The organism is Comamonas aquatica, assembly GCF_018064205.1.
Lineage (GTDB): Bacteria > Pseudomonadota > Gammaproteobacteria > Burkholderiales > Burkholderiaceae_C > Comamonas > Comamonas aquatica.
Genome location: NZ_CP072916.1, coordinates 2632533 through 2647424 on the forward strand (window position 1 = coordinate 2632533; position 14892 = coordinate 2647424).

Annotated in this window: 13 protein-coding genes; 5 read left to right on the plus strand and 8 right to left on the minus strand. The window is 68.9% G+C overall.

All coding sequences use genetic code 11. The features are described from left to right. Positions 1-384: 384 nt before the first annotated feature. The 4 genes from coaD to KAQ61_RS12450 form a co-directional block, all read right to left on the minus strand. A complete protein-coding gene (coaD, locus tag KAQ61_RS12435) occupies positions 385-879 on the minus strand; it encodes a pantetheine-phosphate adenylyltransferase (RefSeq protein WP_210929362.1) in 495 nt (164 codons plus the stop codon). A gap of 128 nt (positions 880-1007) precedes the next feature. Next, complete coding sequence (rsmD, locus tag KAQ61_RS12440; protein WP_210929363.1) at positions 1008-1736, minus strand: 16S rRNA (guanine(966)-N(2))-methyltransferase RsmD; 729 nt, start codon at positions 1734-1736, stop codon at positions 1008-1010. Then, complete coding sequence (locus KAQ61_RS12445; protein ID WP_183302088.1) at positions 1736-3085, minus strand: M16 family metallopeptidase; 1350 nt, start codon at positions 3083-3085, stop codon at positions 1736-1738. The genes rsmD and KAQ61_RS12445 overlap by 1 nt, the downstream gene beginning before the upstream one ends. Before the next feature lie 12 nt (positions 3086-3097). Then, on the minus strand, positions 3098-4552 hold the full coding sequence (locus tag KAQ61_RS12450) for a M16 family metallopeptidase (protein WP_154164939.1): 1455 nt from the start codon (positions 4550-4552) through the stop codon (positions 3098-3100). Positions 4553-4579: 27 nt separating this feature from the next. Between KAQ61_RS12450 and ftsY the strand changes: the two genes are divergently transcribed. Continuing rightward, the gene (gene ftsY / locus KAQ61_RS12455; RefSeq protein WP_210929364.1) at positions 4580-5731 is read left to right on the plus strand and encodes a signal recognition particle-docking protein FtsY; all 1152 of its coding nucleotides are present in this window, start codon (positions 4580-4582) and stop codon (positions 5729-5731) included. Between the two features lie 135 nt (positions 5732-5866). On the opposite strand, the gene cutA is transcribed toward ftsY, so the two are convergent. Beyond that, the gene (cutA, locus tag KAQ61_RS12460; RefSeq protein ID WP_210929365.1) at positions 5867-6205 is read right to left on the minus strand and encodes a divalent-cation tolerance protein CutA; all 339 of its coding nucleotides are present in this window, start codon (positions 6203-6205) and stop codon (positions 5867-5869) included. A 25-nt stretch (positions 6206-6230) separates the two neighbouring features. After that, the gene (locus KAQ61_RS12465) at positions 6231-7136 is read right to left on the minus strand and encodes a DMT family transporter (protein WP_210929366.1); all 906 of its coding nucleotides are present in this window, start codon (positions 7134-7136) and stop codon (positions 6231-6233) included. A 158-nt stretch (positions 7137-7294) separates the two neighbouring features. Here KAQ61_RS12465 and KAQ61_RS12470 point away from each other — a divergent pair, with 158 nt between their 5' ends. Continuing rightward, entirely contained in the window at positions 7295-8737 is a 1443-nt protein-coding gene (locus KAQ61_RS12470; protein ID WP_420839412.1) for a sensor domain-containing diguanylate cyclase, read from the plus strand. A gap of 9 nt (positions 8738-8746) precedes the next feature. Here KAQ61_RS12470 and KAQ61_RS12475 read toward each other — a convergent pair whose 3' ends face one another. Continuing rightward, positions 8747-9874 (minus strand): HPP family protein, encoded by a 1128-nt coding sequence (locus KAQ61_RS12475; protein ID WP_210929368.1) that lies wholly within the window; start codon positions 9872-9874, stop codon positions 8747-8749. A gap of 157 nt (positions 9875-10031) precedes the next feature. After that, positions 10032-11225, minus strand: a complete 1194-nt coding sequence (gene hmpA / locus KAQ61_RS12480) for an NO-inducible flavohemoprotein (protein ID WP_210929369.1) — start codon at positions 11223-11225, stop codon at positions 10032-10034. A gap of 188 nt (positions 11226-11413) precedes the next feature. Here hmpA and norR point away from each other — a divergent pair, with 188 nt between their 5' ends. The 3 genes from norR to KAQ61_RS12495 all read left to right on the plus strand — a co-directional run bounded on the left by norR (position 11414) and on the right by KAQ61_RS12495 (position 14881). Beyond that, positions 11414-13042, plus strand: a complete 1629-nt coding sequence (norR, locus tag KAQ61_RS12485; RefSeq protein WP_210929370.1) for a nitric oxide reductase transcriptional regulator NorR — start codon at positions 11414-11416, stop codon at positions 13040-13042. 114 nt (positions 13043-13156) lie between these two features. Beyond that, positions 13157-13978, plus strand: a complete 822-nt coding sequence (locus KAQ61_RS12490; protein WP_210929371.1) for a VOC family protein — start codon at positions 13157-13159, stop codon at positions 13976-13978. Between the two features lie 75 nt (positions 13979-14053). Then, the gene (locus KAQ61_RS12495; protein ID WP_210929372.1) at positions 14054-14881 is read left to right on the plus strand and encodes a MetQ/NlpA family ABC transporter substrate-binding protein; all 828 of its coding nucleotides are present in this window, start codon (positions 14054-14056) and stop codon (positions 14879-14881) included. Positions 14882-14892 lie beyond the last annotated feature (11 nt).

The following is a 14892-nucleotide window of genomic DNA, read 5'->3' on the forward strand; positions in this document are numbered from 1 at the left end:
TCACGTCCTGCGTGCTATCTCCCAGGAGCTCAACGCCCATGCCGCCGACGTCGTTCATGGCAGAGGACCCCGGATGTCGAGAATGGTGACAGGCATGGCGAAAAATTACATTTTGTTGGATCTAACGATGCGGGATCGCCAGCCCCGCTGTCAAGCCACGTTCCTTGAAGTCGCGCTGCTGTCCTGCATGCGCAGGCTGGACCGCCGCGTACCAACGGGTCGGATGCGCCACAGCTGCCTGCAGGCGGGCGCGTCAGCGGGAACCGTAGTGCATGACGCACCGACTCACACTGTCCGGAGCTGGTCACCCAACGCTGGAGCAGTGCTGCCACCAGCGCCCGGCGCCGGCCTGGCACCGCGCGACGCCCGGTGGCCCCCTGGACCTCAGCCCCGGCCCAGCTTGGCCAGCAGCTGCTGCAGCACGGTGGGCGAGACAAACTGGTGCACCTCGTCGCCGCCCAGGGTGGCAATCTCGCGCACCAGGGTGCTGCTGATGAACATGTACTGCGCGCTGGGCGTCAGGAAGATGGTGTCCACATCGGGCATCAGGTGGCGGTTCATGCCCGCCAGCTGGAACTCGTAGTCGAAATCGGTGCCGGAGCGCAGGCCGCGCACCATCACCCGCGCGCCCTGGGCGCGCACGAAATCGCGCACCAGGCCGTCGAAGCTCTCCACCCGGATATTCGGTACGTCGCTGAAGACGCCACGCGCCAGGGCCAGGCGTTCGTCCAGCGAAAACATCGTCTTCTTGTGGTGCCCGGCGGCCACGGCCACCACCACCAGGCCGAACATCTGGGCCGCGCGGTGGATCATGTCTTCATGCCCCAGGGTGATGGGGTCAAAGGTGCCGGGGTAGACGGCGACCACGTGCTCGGCCATGGCGATCTCCAGGTTGTAGCGATGATGGCGCGCATTATGCCTGCGCGCGTTTGACACATAAAAATAGCTTCTGACGCTTGTCCATCAAGCGTCAGAAGCTATGAATTTAGCGCCAGGAAAGCTGACCCTCAGCCGGGCAGCTTCTGCAGCAGGTGGGCATGCACGGCGCCGGCCTTCAGGTAGCGGTGCAAGTGCAGGCCCAGGGCCGCCAGCTCGTCCTCGGTCCAGGCCTTGGGGGCCTCCAGGTAGATGAAGCCATCGTCGGCCACGGCCTGGGCGGCCGCCTTCATGGCGGGGCCGAACAGGGCTTCCGCGGCAAATGGCGGGTCGATGAACACCACATGCCAGTGGCCGGGCGCGCTTTGCGCCAGGGCCGCGACGCCGTCACCGCGCTGCACGTGCACGCCTTCGGCCTTGAGCTGCTGGCCCAGGCGCTCCAGCTGCTGCGCCAGGGCGGCATCCTGCTCCACCATGCGCACCTGGGTGGCGCCGCGCGAGGCGGCCTCGAACCCCAGGGCGCCGGTGCCGGCAAAGGCGTCGATGCAGCGCCAGCCCCCCAGGTCCTGGCCCAGCCAGTTGAACAGGGTTTCCCGCACGCGGTCCGGCGTGGGGCGCAGGCCGGGCCGCTGGGCCACGGCCAGGCGGGTGCGGCGCCATTGGCCGCCGATGATGCGCACCTCGCCGGCGCCGGCGCCGCCGGTGTTGGCCTTGGCGGGCTTGGGGCCCTTGCTGCCGGGCTTCTTGCCCGCCGCCACGGCGGCGGCTTCGGCCTCGGCCTGCTTGAAGGCCTCGCGCTTTTTCAAGCGTGCTTCCAGCGCCAGGGCTTCCTCGATGTTGCGATAACTGTTGCGACCCATTACTTCTTTTCTCCCAACACCACGGTCACCATGCGCTCGGGTTGCAGCACACGCTGCATGGCGCGGCGCACGTCGTCCGTGGTCAATGCTTCAATCTTGGCCGTCCAGTGGTCCAGGTAGTCCAGTGGCAGGCCATTCCACGCAATATTGGCCACATTGGCCAGCAGCTTGCGGTTGCTGTCGATGCGCAGCGCAAAGCTGCCAATCAGGTTGTCCTTGGCGTCGCGCAGCTCCTGCTCGGTCGGGCCTTCGGCCACGAACTGCGCCAGCGTGGCCTGCGCCACCTGGCGCGCCTGCTCGGCCTGGTCGGGGCGGGTCTGCAGGCCGACGGTGAAGGCGCCGGCATGCAGGCCGGGAGCGAAGCTGCTGGACACGCCATAGGTCAGGCCGCGCTTTTCACGCACCTCTTCCATCAGGCGCGACACCAGGCCACCGCCGCCCAGGATGTGGTCGCCGACCAGCAGGGCCAGGAAGTCCGGGTCGTTGCGCTTAATGCCGGGCTGGCCGATCAGCACCTGGGCCTGGGCCGACTGGAAGGGAATGCGGATGTCCTGGGCCTGCTGCAACGCCGGCACCTCGGCCACGGCGGGCAGGGGCTGGCAGCCGTGGCCATCGTCCTTGGGCAGGCGCGCCAGCAGCCGGGTCACCAGAGCATCGGCCTGGGCCTTGTCGACGGCACCCACCACGCTCACCTTGGCACGGCAGGCCTGCAGGGTCTGGGCGTGGAAGGCCTGCATGTCGCGGATCTGCAGGTGCTGCAGCGTCTGCTCGGTCACGCGCTGGCCATAGGGGTGGCCGCTGTAGACGGCCTGCGCGTAGGCCCGCCGGGCCACCGTGCCGGGGCGGGTGTTGGATTCGGCGATCGAGGCGCTCCAGCGGGCGCGCTCGCGCTGCCAGACCTCGGCCGGCCAGCTGGGCTGGGCGATCTGGCGCGAGGCCAGGTCCACCGCGCGCTGCAGCAGGTCGGGCACGGTCAGGCTGCGCAGGGTGTAGCTGAAGCTGTCCGGGCCGGCGCTGGCCTCCAGGCCCGCGCCCAGGTCGGCCCAGGCCTCACCCAGGGCGTTTTCGTCCAGCGCCGGCTGCTTGCCGTCGGCACGGATGCCCTTGGCCGCCATCAGGCTGACCGCCGCCGCCAGGCCGGCCTTGCCCGCCGGGTCGCGGCGCGATCCGGCATCGAAGTCGACCTGGATGTCCACCATGGGGATGCTGGGGCTTTCCACCAGCCAGACCTGGGCGCCCGAGGGCTGTTGCCAGTGCTGGATCGGCAGCAGGGCCCAGGCGGAATTGATGCCAAAACCAGAGAATGTGCAAGCCAGCCAAGCGCTGGCAGCTATGAATTTCGTTTTCATCGTCAGCAACTTTCAGTGCATTTGCGCAGAGGCGGGGGCCGCCGCAGGGCGGGCCTGGCCGGCGGCGCGGGGCTGGGGCACCAGGGTGCCGATGGTCAGTTGGTCGTTGCCAAAATACCGACCCGCCACGCGCTGCACGTCGGCGGCGCTGACCTGCATCAGCTGCTGCAGCAGCAGCTCGTCCGCATTCACGGGCATGTCCATGACCCAGTAGTTGCCCAGGCTCTGCGCCTGGCCCATGACCGAATCGCGCTCGTAGACCTGCGAGGCCATCCACTGCGTCTTCACGCGCTCCAGCTCGGCGGGCTGGATGCCCTCCTTGGCGATGCGCTGCACCTGGGCGCGCAGGGCCTGCTCCAGCTGGGCCGGGGTCTTGCCCTTGGCGGGCACACCGGTCAGCGTGAACACGGCGGGGCCGCGCCCCAGCACGCCGGCCGAGCTGCCGGCGCTGTCGGCGACGCGGTCCTTGCCCTGCACCAGGGCGCGCTCCAGGCGCGCGCCGTCATAGCCGTCCAGCACGGCGGACAGCACCAGCAGCGCCAGCGCGTCCTTGTCCGAGGCGTCCAGGTCCTGCACCTTGCGGATCGCCGGCACGCGGTAGGCCATGGCCACGAAGGCCTGTTCGGCCGGCTGCTTGACCTCGATGCGGCGCAGACCGATCTGCCGGGGCTCCTCGCGCGGCTTGCTGACCGGCGCGGCACGCGCCGGAATCTGGCCATAGGTTTCCTCGGCCCAGGCCCGGACCTGCGCCACGTCCACATCCCCGGCGACCACCACGGCGGCCTTGGCCGGCACATACCACTGGCGGTGGAACTGGCGCACGTCATCGGCCGTCATGGCATCCAGGTCGCTCATCCAGCCCACCACCGGGCGGCGGTAGGGGTTGGACTGGTAGACGGTGGCGAACAGCTGCTCGAACAGCATGGAGCGCGGGTTGTCCTCGGTGCGCATGCGGCGCTCTTCCTTGACGACCTCGATTTCCTTGGTGAATTCGGAGTCCGGCCACTGGTTGTGGGCAAAGCGGTCGGCCTCCAGCACCATCACGTCGCGCAGCCGGTCGGCCGGGATCTGCTGGTAGTAGCCCGTGTAGTCGCGGTTGGTGAAGGCGTTCTCCTGCCCGCCCAGGGCGGCCACGCGGCGCGAGAACTCGCCCGGCGCCAGCTGCTCGGAGCCCTTGAACATCATGTGCTCCAGCACGTGGGCCACGCCGGTGGTGCCATCGACCTCGTCCATGGCGCCCACGCGCACCCACAGCATGTGCACGGCCGTCGGCGCGCGGCGGTCGGGTTGCACGATCAGTTGCATCCCGTTGCGCAGCGTGAACTGCTGCACCGACGACGCCGGGTTGGCCACCGCCGTGCCGGCCCATGCAGCCAGAGATGAGGACAACGTGCCAGCGGGGGCCAAATTCTCGGCCCCGGCACTCAGGCTGGCCACCAGCGCTAGGAGGGATAAAGTTCGTTTCATAGAATGCAGGATTCTAAGAACCCGCCAATGTTCAGTTTTTTCAAGAAAAAAGTTCCCAGCACCGACGCAACGCCTGCTTCCACGCAGACGGACGCGGTCGTTCCCACCACCCTGCCCCCGGTGACCGAGGCCGCTGCGGCCCCCGCCTCCGTCGGCGGCTGGCTGCGCAACACCTTTGGCATGGGCGACAAGGAGGCACAGCCTACCGCAGTTGCAGAGCCCGCGCCGGCGACCGAGACCTTTGCACCCGAGCCCCAGGCCAAGCCCGAAGCGGCCGCCGACCGCGGCAGCTGGATGGACCGCCTCAAGCGCGGCCTGCGCAAGACCGGCTCCAGCATCGCCACGGTGTTCACCGGCACCCAGATCGATGACGCCCTGTACGAGGAGCTGGAAGACGCGCTGCTGATGGCCGACACCGGCGTCAAGGCCACCCTGCACCTGCTCGAGGACCTCAAGCGCCGCGTCAAGGAGACCAAGACCACCGAGCCCGCCGCCGTCAAGGCGCTGCTGGCCGAGGCCCTGGCCGACCTGCTGCAGCCGCTGGAGAAACCGCTGGTGATCGGTGAGCACACGCCCACCGTCATCATGGTGGCCGGCGTCAACGGCGCGGGCAAGACCACCTCGATCGGCAAGCTGACCAAGCACCTGGCCGACAGCGACCAGTCGGTGCTGCTGGCGGCGGCCGACACCTTTCGCGCCGCAGCACGCGAGCAGTTGGGCGTCTGGGCCACGCGCAACACCGTGGAAATCATCAGCCAGGCCGGGGGCGACCCCGCCGCCGTCAGCTTTGACGCGGTCAGCGCCGGCAAGGCCCGCAAGAAGGACGTGGTGCTGGTCGACACGGCTGGGCGCCTGCCCACCCAGCTGCACCTGATGGAAGAGCTGAAGAAGGTCAAGCGCGTGATTGCCAAGGCCGATGGCTCGGCCCCGCACGAGGTGCTGCTGGTGATCGACGGCAACACCGGCCAGAACGCGCTCAACCAGGTCAAGGCCTTTGACGAGGCCCTGGGCCTGACCGGCCTGATCGTGACCAAGCTGGACGGCACCGCCAAGGGCGGCGTGCTGGCGGCGATTGCGCAGGAGCGCCCAATTCCCGTGTATTTCATCGGCGTGGGCGAAAAGGTGGAAGACCTGGAAACCTTCAACGCCAAGGAATTTGCCCAGGCCCTGCTGGCCTGAGCCTGCGGCACGCACCACCCTTGCCTTCAGCCCCGCACTGCGGGGCTGTTGCATTTCAGGAGCAGCCCGCGCGCGCTGCGTCTGCAATTTCCATTCTTTTCAGCTTGAAGTCAACGCTGTTCAAGCGTCAGGCGCTCACTTTTTCACATCGACCTGCTGCGCCACCCACTCGGCATAGGCGGGTGCCGCCTGCTCGGTGCGCACCAGCCATTGCGGCACGTCATACGGATGGGCGGCGTGCAGCCACTGCGCCAGCGCATCCACCGCCTGCGGCAAGGTTTTGAACACCAGCCGCCATTCCGCGCCCGCCTCCTGCTGGCCCTGCCAGACGTAGTGGCTGGTGATGGCCTCCACCTGCACGCAGGCCGCCAGCCGCGCCTGCACCGCGGCCTGGGCCAGGCGCTGCGCGGCCTCGGGTGAATCCACGGTGGTGGTGGCCACGGCCACCGGCTGGAGGGGGTTGGAGCAGTCCATGCTGCGATTGTGCCCCGGGCCCGGCTCAGGCCGGGCGCCGCGCCGGCCAGGTGGCCACCACCACGCCCAGCAGTGCGATGCCCAGCGCCAGCAGCTGCAGACTGCTGATCTGCTCGCCCAGCACCAGCATGCCCACCACGGCCGCGCTGACCGGCAGCAGCACCGTGAAGATGCCCGCCTGCGCCGCAGGCACGGCGCGCAGCCCGGTCATCCACAGCCACACCGTCCACATGCAGGCGGCCAGGGCATAGAACAGCAGCAGCGCCCACATGGGCGCGGGCACGGCGCCAAACCTGAAGTGCCAGGCCGCATACACCCCGGCCGGGGTGGACAGCACAAAGCCCCACAGGTTGATGATGGCGCTGATGCGCTTGGGGCTGAGCACCGCCGTCAACCGCTTACCGATGACGGCATACGCCGCCTCGCACAGCACGGCCGCCAGCAGCAGGGCCTGGCCGAGCCAGGCACGGTCGGACGCCGACGTGGCCTGCGCCGGCTGGGCCGTGGCGTACAGGGCGATGCCCAGCACCGCCAGCGCCACCGCCACCCAGGTGCGCGGTGCGATGCGTTCGCGCAACAGCAGCCAGCTCAGCACGGCCACCGCCACCGGAATCGCCGACATGGTGACGCCGGCCGTCACCGCGCTGGTCAGGCTGACGCCGGTGACCATGCACAGCGTGAACAGGAAATTGCCGAAGAAGGACTCCAGAAACAGCAGCCAGCGCGTCTGCGCGGACAGCGGGGCTTCACCCGGCGCGGGGCGCAGCCAGCCCAGCATGGCCACGGCGCCGATGCCAAAGCGCAGCCAGGCCAGCAGCAGCACGGGAAACAGGGCGACCAGCGGCTTGGACAGGGCCACATAGCTGCCCACCAGCGCCATGCTGAGCGCCAGACACAGATAGGCCAGGGAGCGGGAAGGAGAACCGGACATCGGACAGCGGCGAAAGCTTGCAAAAAGCTGCCACTCTACCGCTGCGCGTGCCACAAGCCCGCATTCGCACGCGGCAAAAGCGGGGTGTTCAGCAATAATTGCGGCCGGAGGTGCTGGTAGTGACTATTTCTCTTGCAACGGGTCTGGACTTTGAAGACATGTTCGACCTCGCTCCCGTTTCCTTGTGGATGGAGGACTACAGCGACCTCAAGCAGCTGTTCGACGCCTGGCGTGCGGCCGGGGTGACCGACCTGCTCGCCTTCCTGCGCGAAGATCCGCAGCGCATCCACCGCTGCAGCCAGTCGTACAAGGTGCTGCGCGTCAACCAGTACACCCTGGAGCTGTTCAAGGCCCCCGACCAGGAAACCCTGCAAAGCCGCCTGCACGAAGTGTTCCGGGGCGACATGCTCGAGAGCATCGTGCCCGAGCTGCTGGCCCTGTGGGAAGGGCGCAAGGGCTTCGAGACGCGCTCCGTGAACTACGCCCTGGACGGGCGGCGCCTGGACGTGCAGGTGCGCGCCCGCGTGCTGCCCGGCTTCGAGGACAGCTGGAGCCGCGTGCTGGTCTCGCTGGAGGATGTCACCACCGAGGTGCAGAGCACCGAGCAGTTGCTGCGCAGCGAGCACTACGCCCGCGACCTGTTCGAGCATTCGCCAGTGTCGCTGTGGGTCGAGGACTTCAGCCAGGTCAAGCGCCTGATGGACGAGGTGCGCGCGCGCGGCATCCGCGACTTCCGCACCTTTTTGAAGGTGCACCCCGAATTCGTCACGCGCTGCATGCAGGAAATCCGCGTCATCGACGTCAACCAGCAGACGCTGGAAATGTTCGGCGCGCGCCACAAGCCGGAGCTGCTGAACAACCTGGCGCAGATCTTCCGCGGCGAGATGTATGACTCCTTCGCCGAGCAGCTGCAGGACCTGTGGGACGGCAAGCTGGTGCAGCAGCGCGAAGTGGTGAACTACGCCCTGTCCGGCGAGGTGCTGCACATCCACCTGGAATTCGCCATCATGACCAGCAACGCCCAGCACTGGGACCTGGTGCTGCTGTCGCTGGTGGACATCACGGCGCGCAAGAAGGCCGAGGCCTATCTGGAATACCTGGGCAAGCACGACGTGCTGACCCAGCTGCGCAACCGCGCCTTCTACATGGAAGAGCTGAACCGCCTGGCACGCAAGGGCCCCTGGCCGCTGTCCGTGATCGCCATCGACATGAATGGCCTCAAGGCAGTCAACGACGAACACGGCCACGCCGCGGGCGACGCCATGCTGCGCCGCATCGGCGAAGTGCTGACCAAGGCCGTGGACGCGCCGGCCTGCGCCGCCCGCATCGGCGGCGATGAATTCATGGTGCTGATGCCCTCCACCGACGAGCGCGGCGCCGTGGCCATGCAAGAGCGCATCCTGTCCTTGCTGGAGCTGAACAACCAGTTCTACCCGGGACAGGCCATCCACGTCGCCATGGGCCATGCCTGCGGCCAGCAGAACGCCTCCCTCGAGGCCGTGGTGCACCGCGCCGACCAGGCCATGTACGCCGAAAAAGCCCGCTACTACCAGGAACGCGATCAGGACCGCCGCCTGCTGGCGGGCGAGCTGCGCGACTGAGCGCCGCCGTCAGCGCAGCAAGATGCGCATGACGTCGGTACGGGTGATCAGCCCCACCAGCCGCCCCTGGCGCAGCACCGCCACGAAGGGCACGGTGTGCACGGCCAGCGCCTCCAGCAGGTGGGAGACCGGGGTGTGGTCCGAGACGCTCAAGGGAGCATCCTGCATCAGATCCGCCGCACGGGCCGGGGTGCGCGCCGGCGGCTTCTTACCCCACAGGCGCCAGGTGCGGCGCTGGCGGCGGTCGCTGGCGTCGCTCTGCTGTTGCTGCCACAGCCAGTCGAACAAGGCGCTGCGCGCCACCACACCCAGCAGGCGTCCGTCGTCATCGACCACCGGCAGGCTCTTGATGGGATGCTGCTGGAACTGCGCGGCCAGCTGCCCCAGATCGTCGCCTGGCCGGCAGGTCCACAGGGCCGCGGTCATCACCTGGCCACAGGTCACGCTGCCAAAGCGCCGGGCAATCGCCTGCTCCTCGGCCGCCCGCACCAGTTGCCCCAGCTCCTGGGGGGTCAGGTTGTAGTCCTGATCGAAGCGCGCCAGCAGGGCCTGCAGGTCGGCATCGGACAGGTCATCGGCCGGCAGGTGCTGCGCCTTGGCCACTGGGGCCGGCGCGGCCACCTGCAGCGGATAGTGCTTGCCCCAGGCACGGTGGTAGGCCATGGCCAGCAGCACCAGCACCAGGGTCAGCAAGGCAATCGGCACGAAGGCATAGCTCCAGCCATGGTGCACCCCGTGCTGGGCCTCCAGCACCAGCAGCAGGGCCACGGCCCCCCCAGGCGGGTGCAGGGAGCGCGTGAGCTGCATCGCGGCAATCGCGCCGCCCACGGCCACCGCTGGCGCCCAGTCCACGGGCACCCAGGCCACCACCAGCAGGGCCCACAAAGCTGCCACGGTATTGCCCACCACGCAGGACCAGGGCTGGGACAGGGGCCCGGTGTGCACCGCAAACACCAGCACCGCCGTGGCGCCCAGGGGCGCAAACAGCCCCCAGCCGCCCTGCCAGCCACCCCACTGCGCCAGCTGCACCAAGGCAGCCGCCACCCCCAAACCCAGCGCGGCCCCCAGGCCCACGCGCAGCACATCCAGGCCTGCGGCAGGGGCCACGGCCGGTTTCCATCCATTTCCGAATTGCATGGTGTTCCAGACGAAAAACCCCGCCGAAGGGCGGGGAGCAGACCCGTGGCACCACGGGCACTTTCACGGTGGGCATCTGCACCATGCACCAGGACAGTGCACCAACACCCACGTCGCCAGCATGCCACAGGCCGCCGGCAACACCCTCAGCAGGGTTTCAGGCCGCCAGGGACTGGGCCGGGCCGAAGAATTCGCAACGGGCCTGCGCGTCCGGCACGCCGGCGCGGTGCAGCACCTGCTTGGCCAGGCGCATGAAGCCGACCGGCCCCAGGTAGTAGGCCTGGACGTCGCGCTCGGCCGGCAGCCAGCGGGTCAGCAGCTCGGCATTGGGCAGGCCCTGGGCCACGTCCACGCCGTCGGCCGGGGCTGCGCCAGCGGCCTGTTCGTAGCCAAAGCGCAGCTGCAGTTGGGGGTGCTGCGCCGCCAGGGCCAGCAGGTCACCACGGAAGGCCTGCAGCGCGGGGCTGCGCGCGCAGTGGATGAAGGTGACGGCACGGCCCATCTTCAGGCCCTGCTGCAGCATGGCCATCAGCGGGGTGATGCCCACGCCGGCGGCCATCAGCACCAGGGGCTTGGCGCTGTCGTCCAGGGTGAAGTGGCCGGCAGGCGGGAAGACCTCCAGCACGTCGCCCGCTTGCACCTGGTGGTGCAGGTGGTTGGAGACCACGCCCTGCGCCTCGCGCTTGACGCTGATGCGCAGGCTGCGGCCATCGGCCACCTGCGACAGCGAATAGTTGCGGCGCTGCTCCTTGCCGTCCACCACCACGCGCAGGCCGATGAACTGGCCGGGCTGGTAGGCCAGCACGGCGCCACCGTCTTCGGGCTGCAGGGTGAAGCTGGTGATCTCGGGCGTTTCCGCCTGCTTGGCCGCCACCACGAAGCGGCGCACACCCTTCCAGCCACCGGGAGCCTGGGCGTTGGCCTCGTAGGTGGCTTTCTCGGCGCCGATCAGGATGTCGGCCAGTTGGCCATAGGCAGCGGCCCAGGCCGCGATCACTTCGTCCGTGGCGATCTCGGCCCCCAGCACCTCGCGGATGGCGCGCAGCAGGAAGCCGCCGACGATGGGGTAATGCTCGGGCTGCACCTGCAGCGAGACGTGCTTGTGGATGATCTGCGCGGGCAGATCGCCCAGGCCCGACAGGTCGTCAATGTGCTTGGCGTACATCAGCACGCTGCGGGCCAGCGCGCGCGGCTGGGCGCCGGTCTGCTGGTGCACGCTGTTGAACAGCGGCTGCACCTCGTCGCTCTCGGACAGCATCAACTGGTAGAAATGGGTGGTCAGCGCCTCGCCCCCGGTTTCCAGCAGGGGCACGGTGGATTTGACAATGGCGCGTTGGCGGTCGGTCAGCATGTGAAACATCTCTCCAGGGCCGATCTGGCTGGCGGGCCCACCATGGGCACCACGTCGATCGGACACACGGGACTGGCTCTGCAAACCATGTGCCAGTCGCTGTGCCCTGCAGTATCAAGCACTTACCGCCAGCCATGTCTTTTTGACGCGCGTCAATTGCAGTCGCTTTGACCGCTTACGATGTCGCTATGACTGCATCTGCCACGCTGCTGAATGCCCTGCTGCCCCTGGTGGCCGAGCTGTCCAGCCAGCTCCCCGAATCCGAGCGCTACCGCCGCCTGCTGGCCGCGCTGCGCACCGTCCTGCCCGGCGATGCCGCCGCACTGCTGCGCTGCGAGCGCAGCGAAGATGGCGATGACTGGCTGCGCCCGCTGGCCATCGATGGGCTGAGCCCCGACACCCTGGGCCGGCGCTTTCGCGTGGCCGAGCACCCGCGCTTTGCCGCCCTGCTGGCGGCCGGCCAGGCGCTGCGCTTTCCCACCGACACCCCGCTGCCCGACCCCTACGACGGCCTGGTGGCCCACCACACCGGTGCCCCGCTGCCGGTGCACGACTGCATGGGCTGCGTGCTGCAGGTGGACGGCCAGGCCTGGGGCCTGCTGACCCTGGATGCGCTGGAGCCCGGGCGCTTTGCCGGCGCCGCGCCGCTGGAGGCGCTGCAGGCCTTCAGCAACCTGGCCGCAGCCACCGTGGCCACGGCCGCACGCCTGCGCCAGCTGGAGCAGAGCGTGCACAACGAACGCCAGCGCGCCGAGCACTTTCGCCGCCACACCCCCGTGGCCACGCCGCGCCTGCTGGGCCACAGCGCCGCCATGCGCGCCCTGCAGCGCGACATTGCCACCGTGGCGGCCAGTGATCTGGCGGTGCTGGTCACAGGCGAGACCGGGGTCGGCAAGGAGCTGGTGGCCCAGGCGCTGCACGCCCAGTCCGACCGGGCCGACCAGGCCTTTGTCAGCATCAACTGCGCCGCCCTGCCCGACACCCTGGTGGAAAGCGAGCTGTTCGGCCATGTGCGCGGCGCCTTCACCGGCGCCGTGGGCGACCGCCAAGGCAAGTTCGAGCAAGCCCACCAGGGCACGCTGTTCCTCGACGAAGTGGGCGAGCTGCCCCTGGTCACCCAGGCCAAGCTGCTGCGCGTGCTGCAAAGCGGCCAAATCCAGCGCCTGGGGCTGGACCGCGAACGCACGGTGGACGTGCGCATCATCGCGGCCACCAACCAGGACCTGGCCGCCGCCGTGCGCGCCGGCCGCATGCGTGCCGACTTCTACCACCGCCTCAGCGTCTACCCGCTGCAGGTGCCGCCGCTGCGCGCACGCGAAGGCGATGTGCTGGTGCTGGCCGGCTACTTTCTGGAGCGCACGCGCTCGCAGTTCGGGCTGGACGGCCTGCGGCTGGAAGCCGATGCCCAGGCCGCCCTGCTGGCCCACCGCTGGCCCGGCAATGTGCGCGAGCTGGAGCATGCCGTGCGCCGCGCCGTGCTGCACGCCCTGCGCCGGCCACGCACCCCGGGGCAGTTGCTGGGGATTGTCGCCAGGGATTTCGTGCTGACTCCCAGTTCGATAGCTGACAGCGCAGACGCAGAGCGCGCTGCAGGCCTTTTTGACCCACAAACTTCGGCACCGCCAGCGGCCGGCCTGCGCGAGGCCGTCGCCCAGTATGAGCGCCAGCTGGTGCAGCAGGCCCTGCAGGCCCACGGCCACCGCTGGGCACCCGCTGCGCGTGCGCTGCAGATGGACCGCGCCAACCTGCAGCGCCTGGCCAAGCGCCTGGGCCTGCTGGCGCCCAGCGCAGCGACCCCGCCTTCGGCAGCGTCGTGAACGCACACCCGCCCGCCCCGTCCGCCGGGCGGTGCGCGTGGAATACCCCCCAGGCACGCTCTTAATTTGGCGTTAAGGAACCTCTACATAACTCCCCAACGCATGTGCACGCCCATGTCACTGCCCGTGGACCACATCGTGATTGCCGTGCACGACCTGCACAGCGCCATCCACGACTACCGCAACCTGGGATTCACCGTCACCCCGGGTGGTGACCACCCCGGTCGCGCCACCCACAACGCGCTGGTGGTGTTCCAGGACGGTTCCTACTTCGAGCTGATCGCCTGGAAGGCCCCGGAAGACGCCCACCCCTGGTGGCCCAAGCTCAGCCGCTTCGGCCCCGGCATCGTGGACTTTGCGCTGCTGCCCGGCACCACCCCCCAGGTGGTGGCGCAGGCGCTGTCGCGCGGCCTGGCCTACCAGCCCCCGGTGGATGGCGGGCGGCTGCGCCCCGACGGGGTGGAACTGCGCTGGCAGAACGCACGTCCTGCCACACCCGACCTACCTTTCCTGTGCGGCGACGTGACGCCCCGCGCCCTGCGCGTGCCCGAAGGCCCGGTGCGCGAACACGCCAATGGCGTGCAGGGCGTGGCCGAGCTGCGTGTGGCCGTGCACGATGTGGCCGCCACCTTGGAACGCTACCGCGCCCTGCTGGGTCTGGCGGATGTCCCGGTCCCCGCCGAAGGTGCTGCCAGCCTGCAACTGGGCCGCACCGTGCTGAAGCTGGAAACCGCCAGCGCCAGTGCCGAGGCTGCGCAGCGGCTGGCCCTGCAGGGTGAAGGTCCATTTGCCATCGGCCTGCACACCACCCAGGCCCACCCGCTGGGCCCCGTGCTGCACGGCCACACCCATGGCGCACGGCTGGAGCTGATTGCCTTGCCTGGGGCCTTGGCAGGCACCGCGCCCCGCCCTCATGCGCAAAGCGCATTTGCATAGCCGCAAAGCTTCGTTGCCCGGGCCCCGGCGGCCCGGGATACTGCCTTTTACTTCCTCCCACCGACCGGATTCACCATGAACAAACGCGACTTTCTGCGCACCTCTGCCGCCTTCCTGCTGCCGGCCGCCGCAGGCACCTTCTCTGCCCTGGCCACTGCGGCTGCCACCACGCCGGCCCTGATCCGCGTGGGCGTGCGTGGCGGTGTGGACGAGGAAATCTGGGAAGTGGTGACCAAGGTCGCCAAGGAGCGCGGCCTGAACGTCAAGCCCGTGGTGCTCAGCGGCTCGGTCAGCCCCAACGAAGGTGTGCACAACGGCGACCTGGAAGCCAACTCCTTCCAGCACCAGCCTTTCCTGCGCGACCAGAACCAGCAGCGCGGCTACCAGCTGGTGTCGGCGGGTGACACCTACATCTCGCCCATCGCCTTCTATTCCCGCAAGTACAAGCGCCTGGCCGACCTGCCCGCCGGTGCCCGCGTGGGCATTCCCAACGCCCCCAGCAACCAGACCCGCGCCCTGGTGGTGCTGCGTGACCAGGGCGTGCTGGATCTCAAACCCGGCTTCGACCCCTTCACCGGCACCGCCTCCCTGGCCGATGTGACCGCGCTGCGCCAGAAAGTGGAGCTGGTGGAAGTGGCCTCGGTGGTGCTGGCCCGTTCGCTGGACGACCTGGCCGCCGCGGCCATCGTCAACAGCTTCGCCTACCAGGCGGGACTGGTCGCCACCCGCGACGGCATCGCCGTGGAAAAGCGCGAGCGCAACCCCTACACCAACCTCATCGCCGTGCGCGCCAAGGACCAGGATGCGCCCTGGGCCAAGCAGCTCGTGGCCGCCTACCAGTCCGAGCCAGTGCGCCAGTTCATTTTGCAGAAATACCAGGGTTCGGTGATTCCCGCGTTCTGAGAGAGCCCTCC

Excerpts from the sequence above, each read along its gene's own strand:
- coaD (WP_210929362.1), bottom strand. The coding sequence starts at position 879 with ATGGCCGAGCACGTGGTCGCCGTCTACCCCGGCACCTTTGACCCCATC.
- rsmD (WP_210929363.1), bottom strand. The coding sequence starts at position 1,736 with ATGGGTCGCAACAGTTATCGCAACATCGAGGAAGCCCTGGCGCTGGAA.
- KAQ61_RS12445 (WP_183302088.1), bottom strand. The coding sequence starts at position 3,085 with ATGAAAACGAAATTCATAGCTGCCAGCGCTTGGCTGGCTTGCACATTC.
- KAQ61_RS12450 (WP_154164939.1), bottom strand. The coding sequence starts at position 4,552 with ATGAAACGAACTTTATCCCTCCTAGCGCTGGTGGCCAGCCTGAGTGCC.
- ftsY (WP_210929364.1), top strand. The coding sequence starts at position 4,580 with ATGTTCAGTTTTTTCAAGAAAAAAGTTCCCAGCACCGACGCAACGCCT.
- cutA (WP_210929365.1), bottom strand. The coding sequence starts at position 6,205 with ATGGACTGCTCCAACCCCCTCCAGCCGGTGGCCGTGGCCACCACCACC.
- KAQ61_RS12465 (WP_210929366.1), bottom strand. The coding sequence starts at position 7,136 with ATGTCCGGTTCTCCTTCCCGCTCCCTGGCCTATCTGTGTCTGGCGCTC.
- KAQ61_RS12470 (WP_420839412.1), top strand. The coding sequence starts at position 7,295 with ATGTTCGACCTCGCTCCCGTTTCCTTGTGGATGGAGGACTACAGCGAC.
- KAQ61_RS12475 (WP_210929368.1), bottom strand. The coding sequence starts at position 9,874 with ATGCAATTCGGAAATGGATGGAAACCGGCCGTGGCCCCTGCCGCAGGC.
- hmpA (WP_210929369.1), bottom strand. The coding sequence starts at position 11,225 with ATGCTGACCGACCGCCAACGCGCCATTGTCAAATCCACCGTGCCCCTG.
- norR (WP_210929370.1), top strand. The coding sequence starts at position 11,414 with ATGACTGCATCTGCCACGCTGCTGAATGCCCTGCTGCCCCTGGTGGCC.
- KAQ61_RS12490 (WP_210929371.1), top strand. The coding sequence starts at position 13,157 with ATGTCACTGCCCGTGGACCACATCGTGATTGCCGTGCACGACCTGCAC.
- KAQ61_RS12495 (WP_210929372.1), top strand. The coding sequence starts at position 14,054 with ATGAACAAACGCGACTTTCTGCGCACCTCTGCCGCCTTCCTGCTGCCG.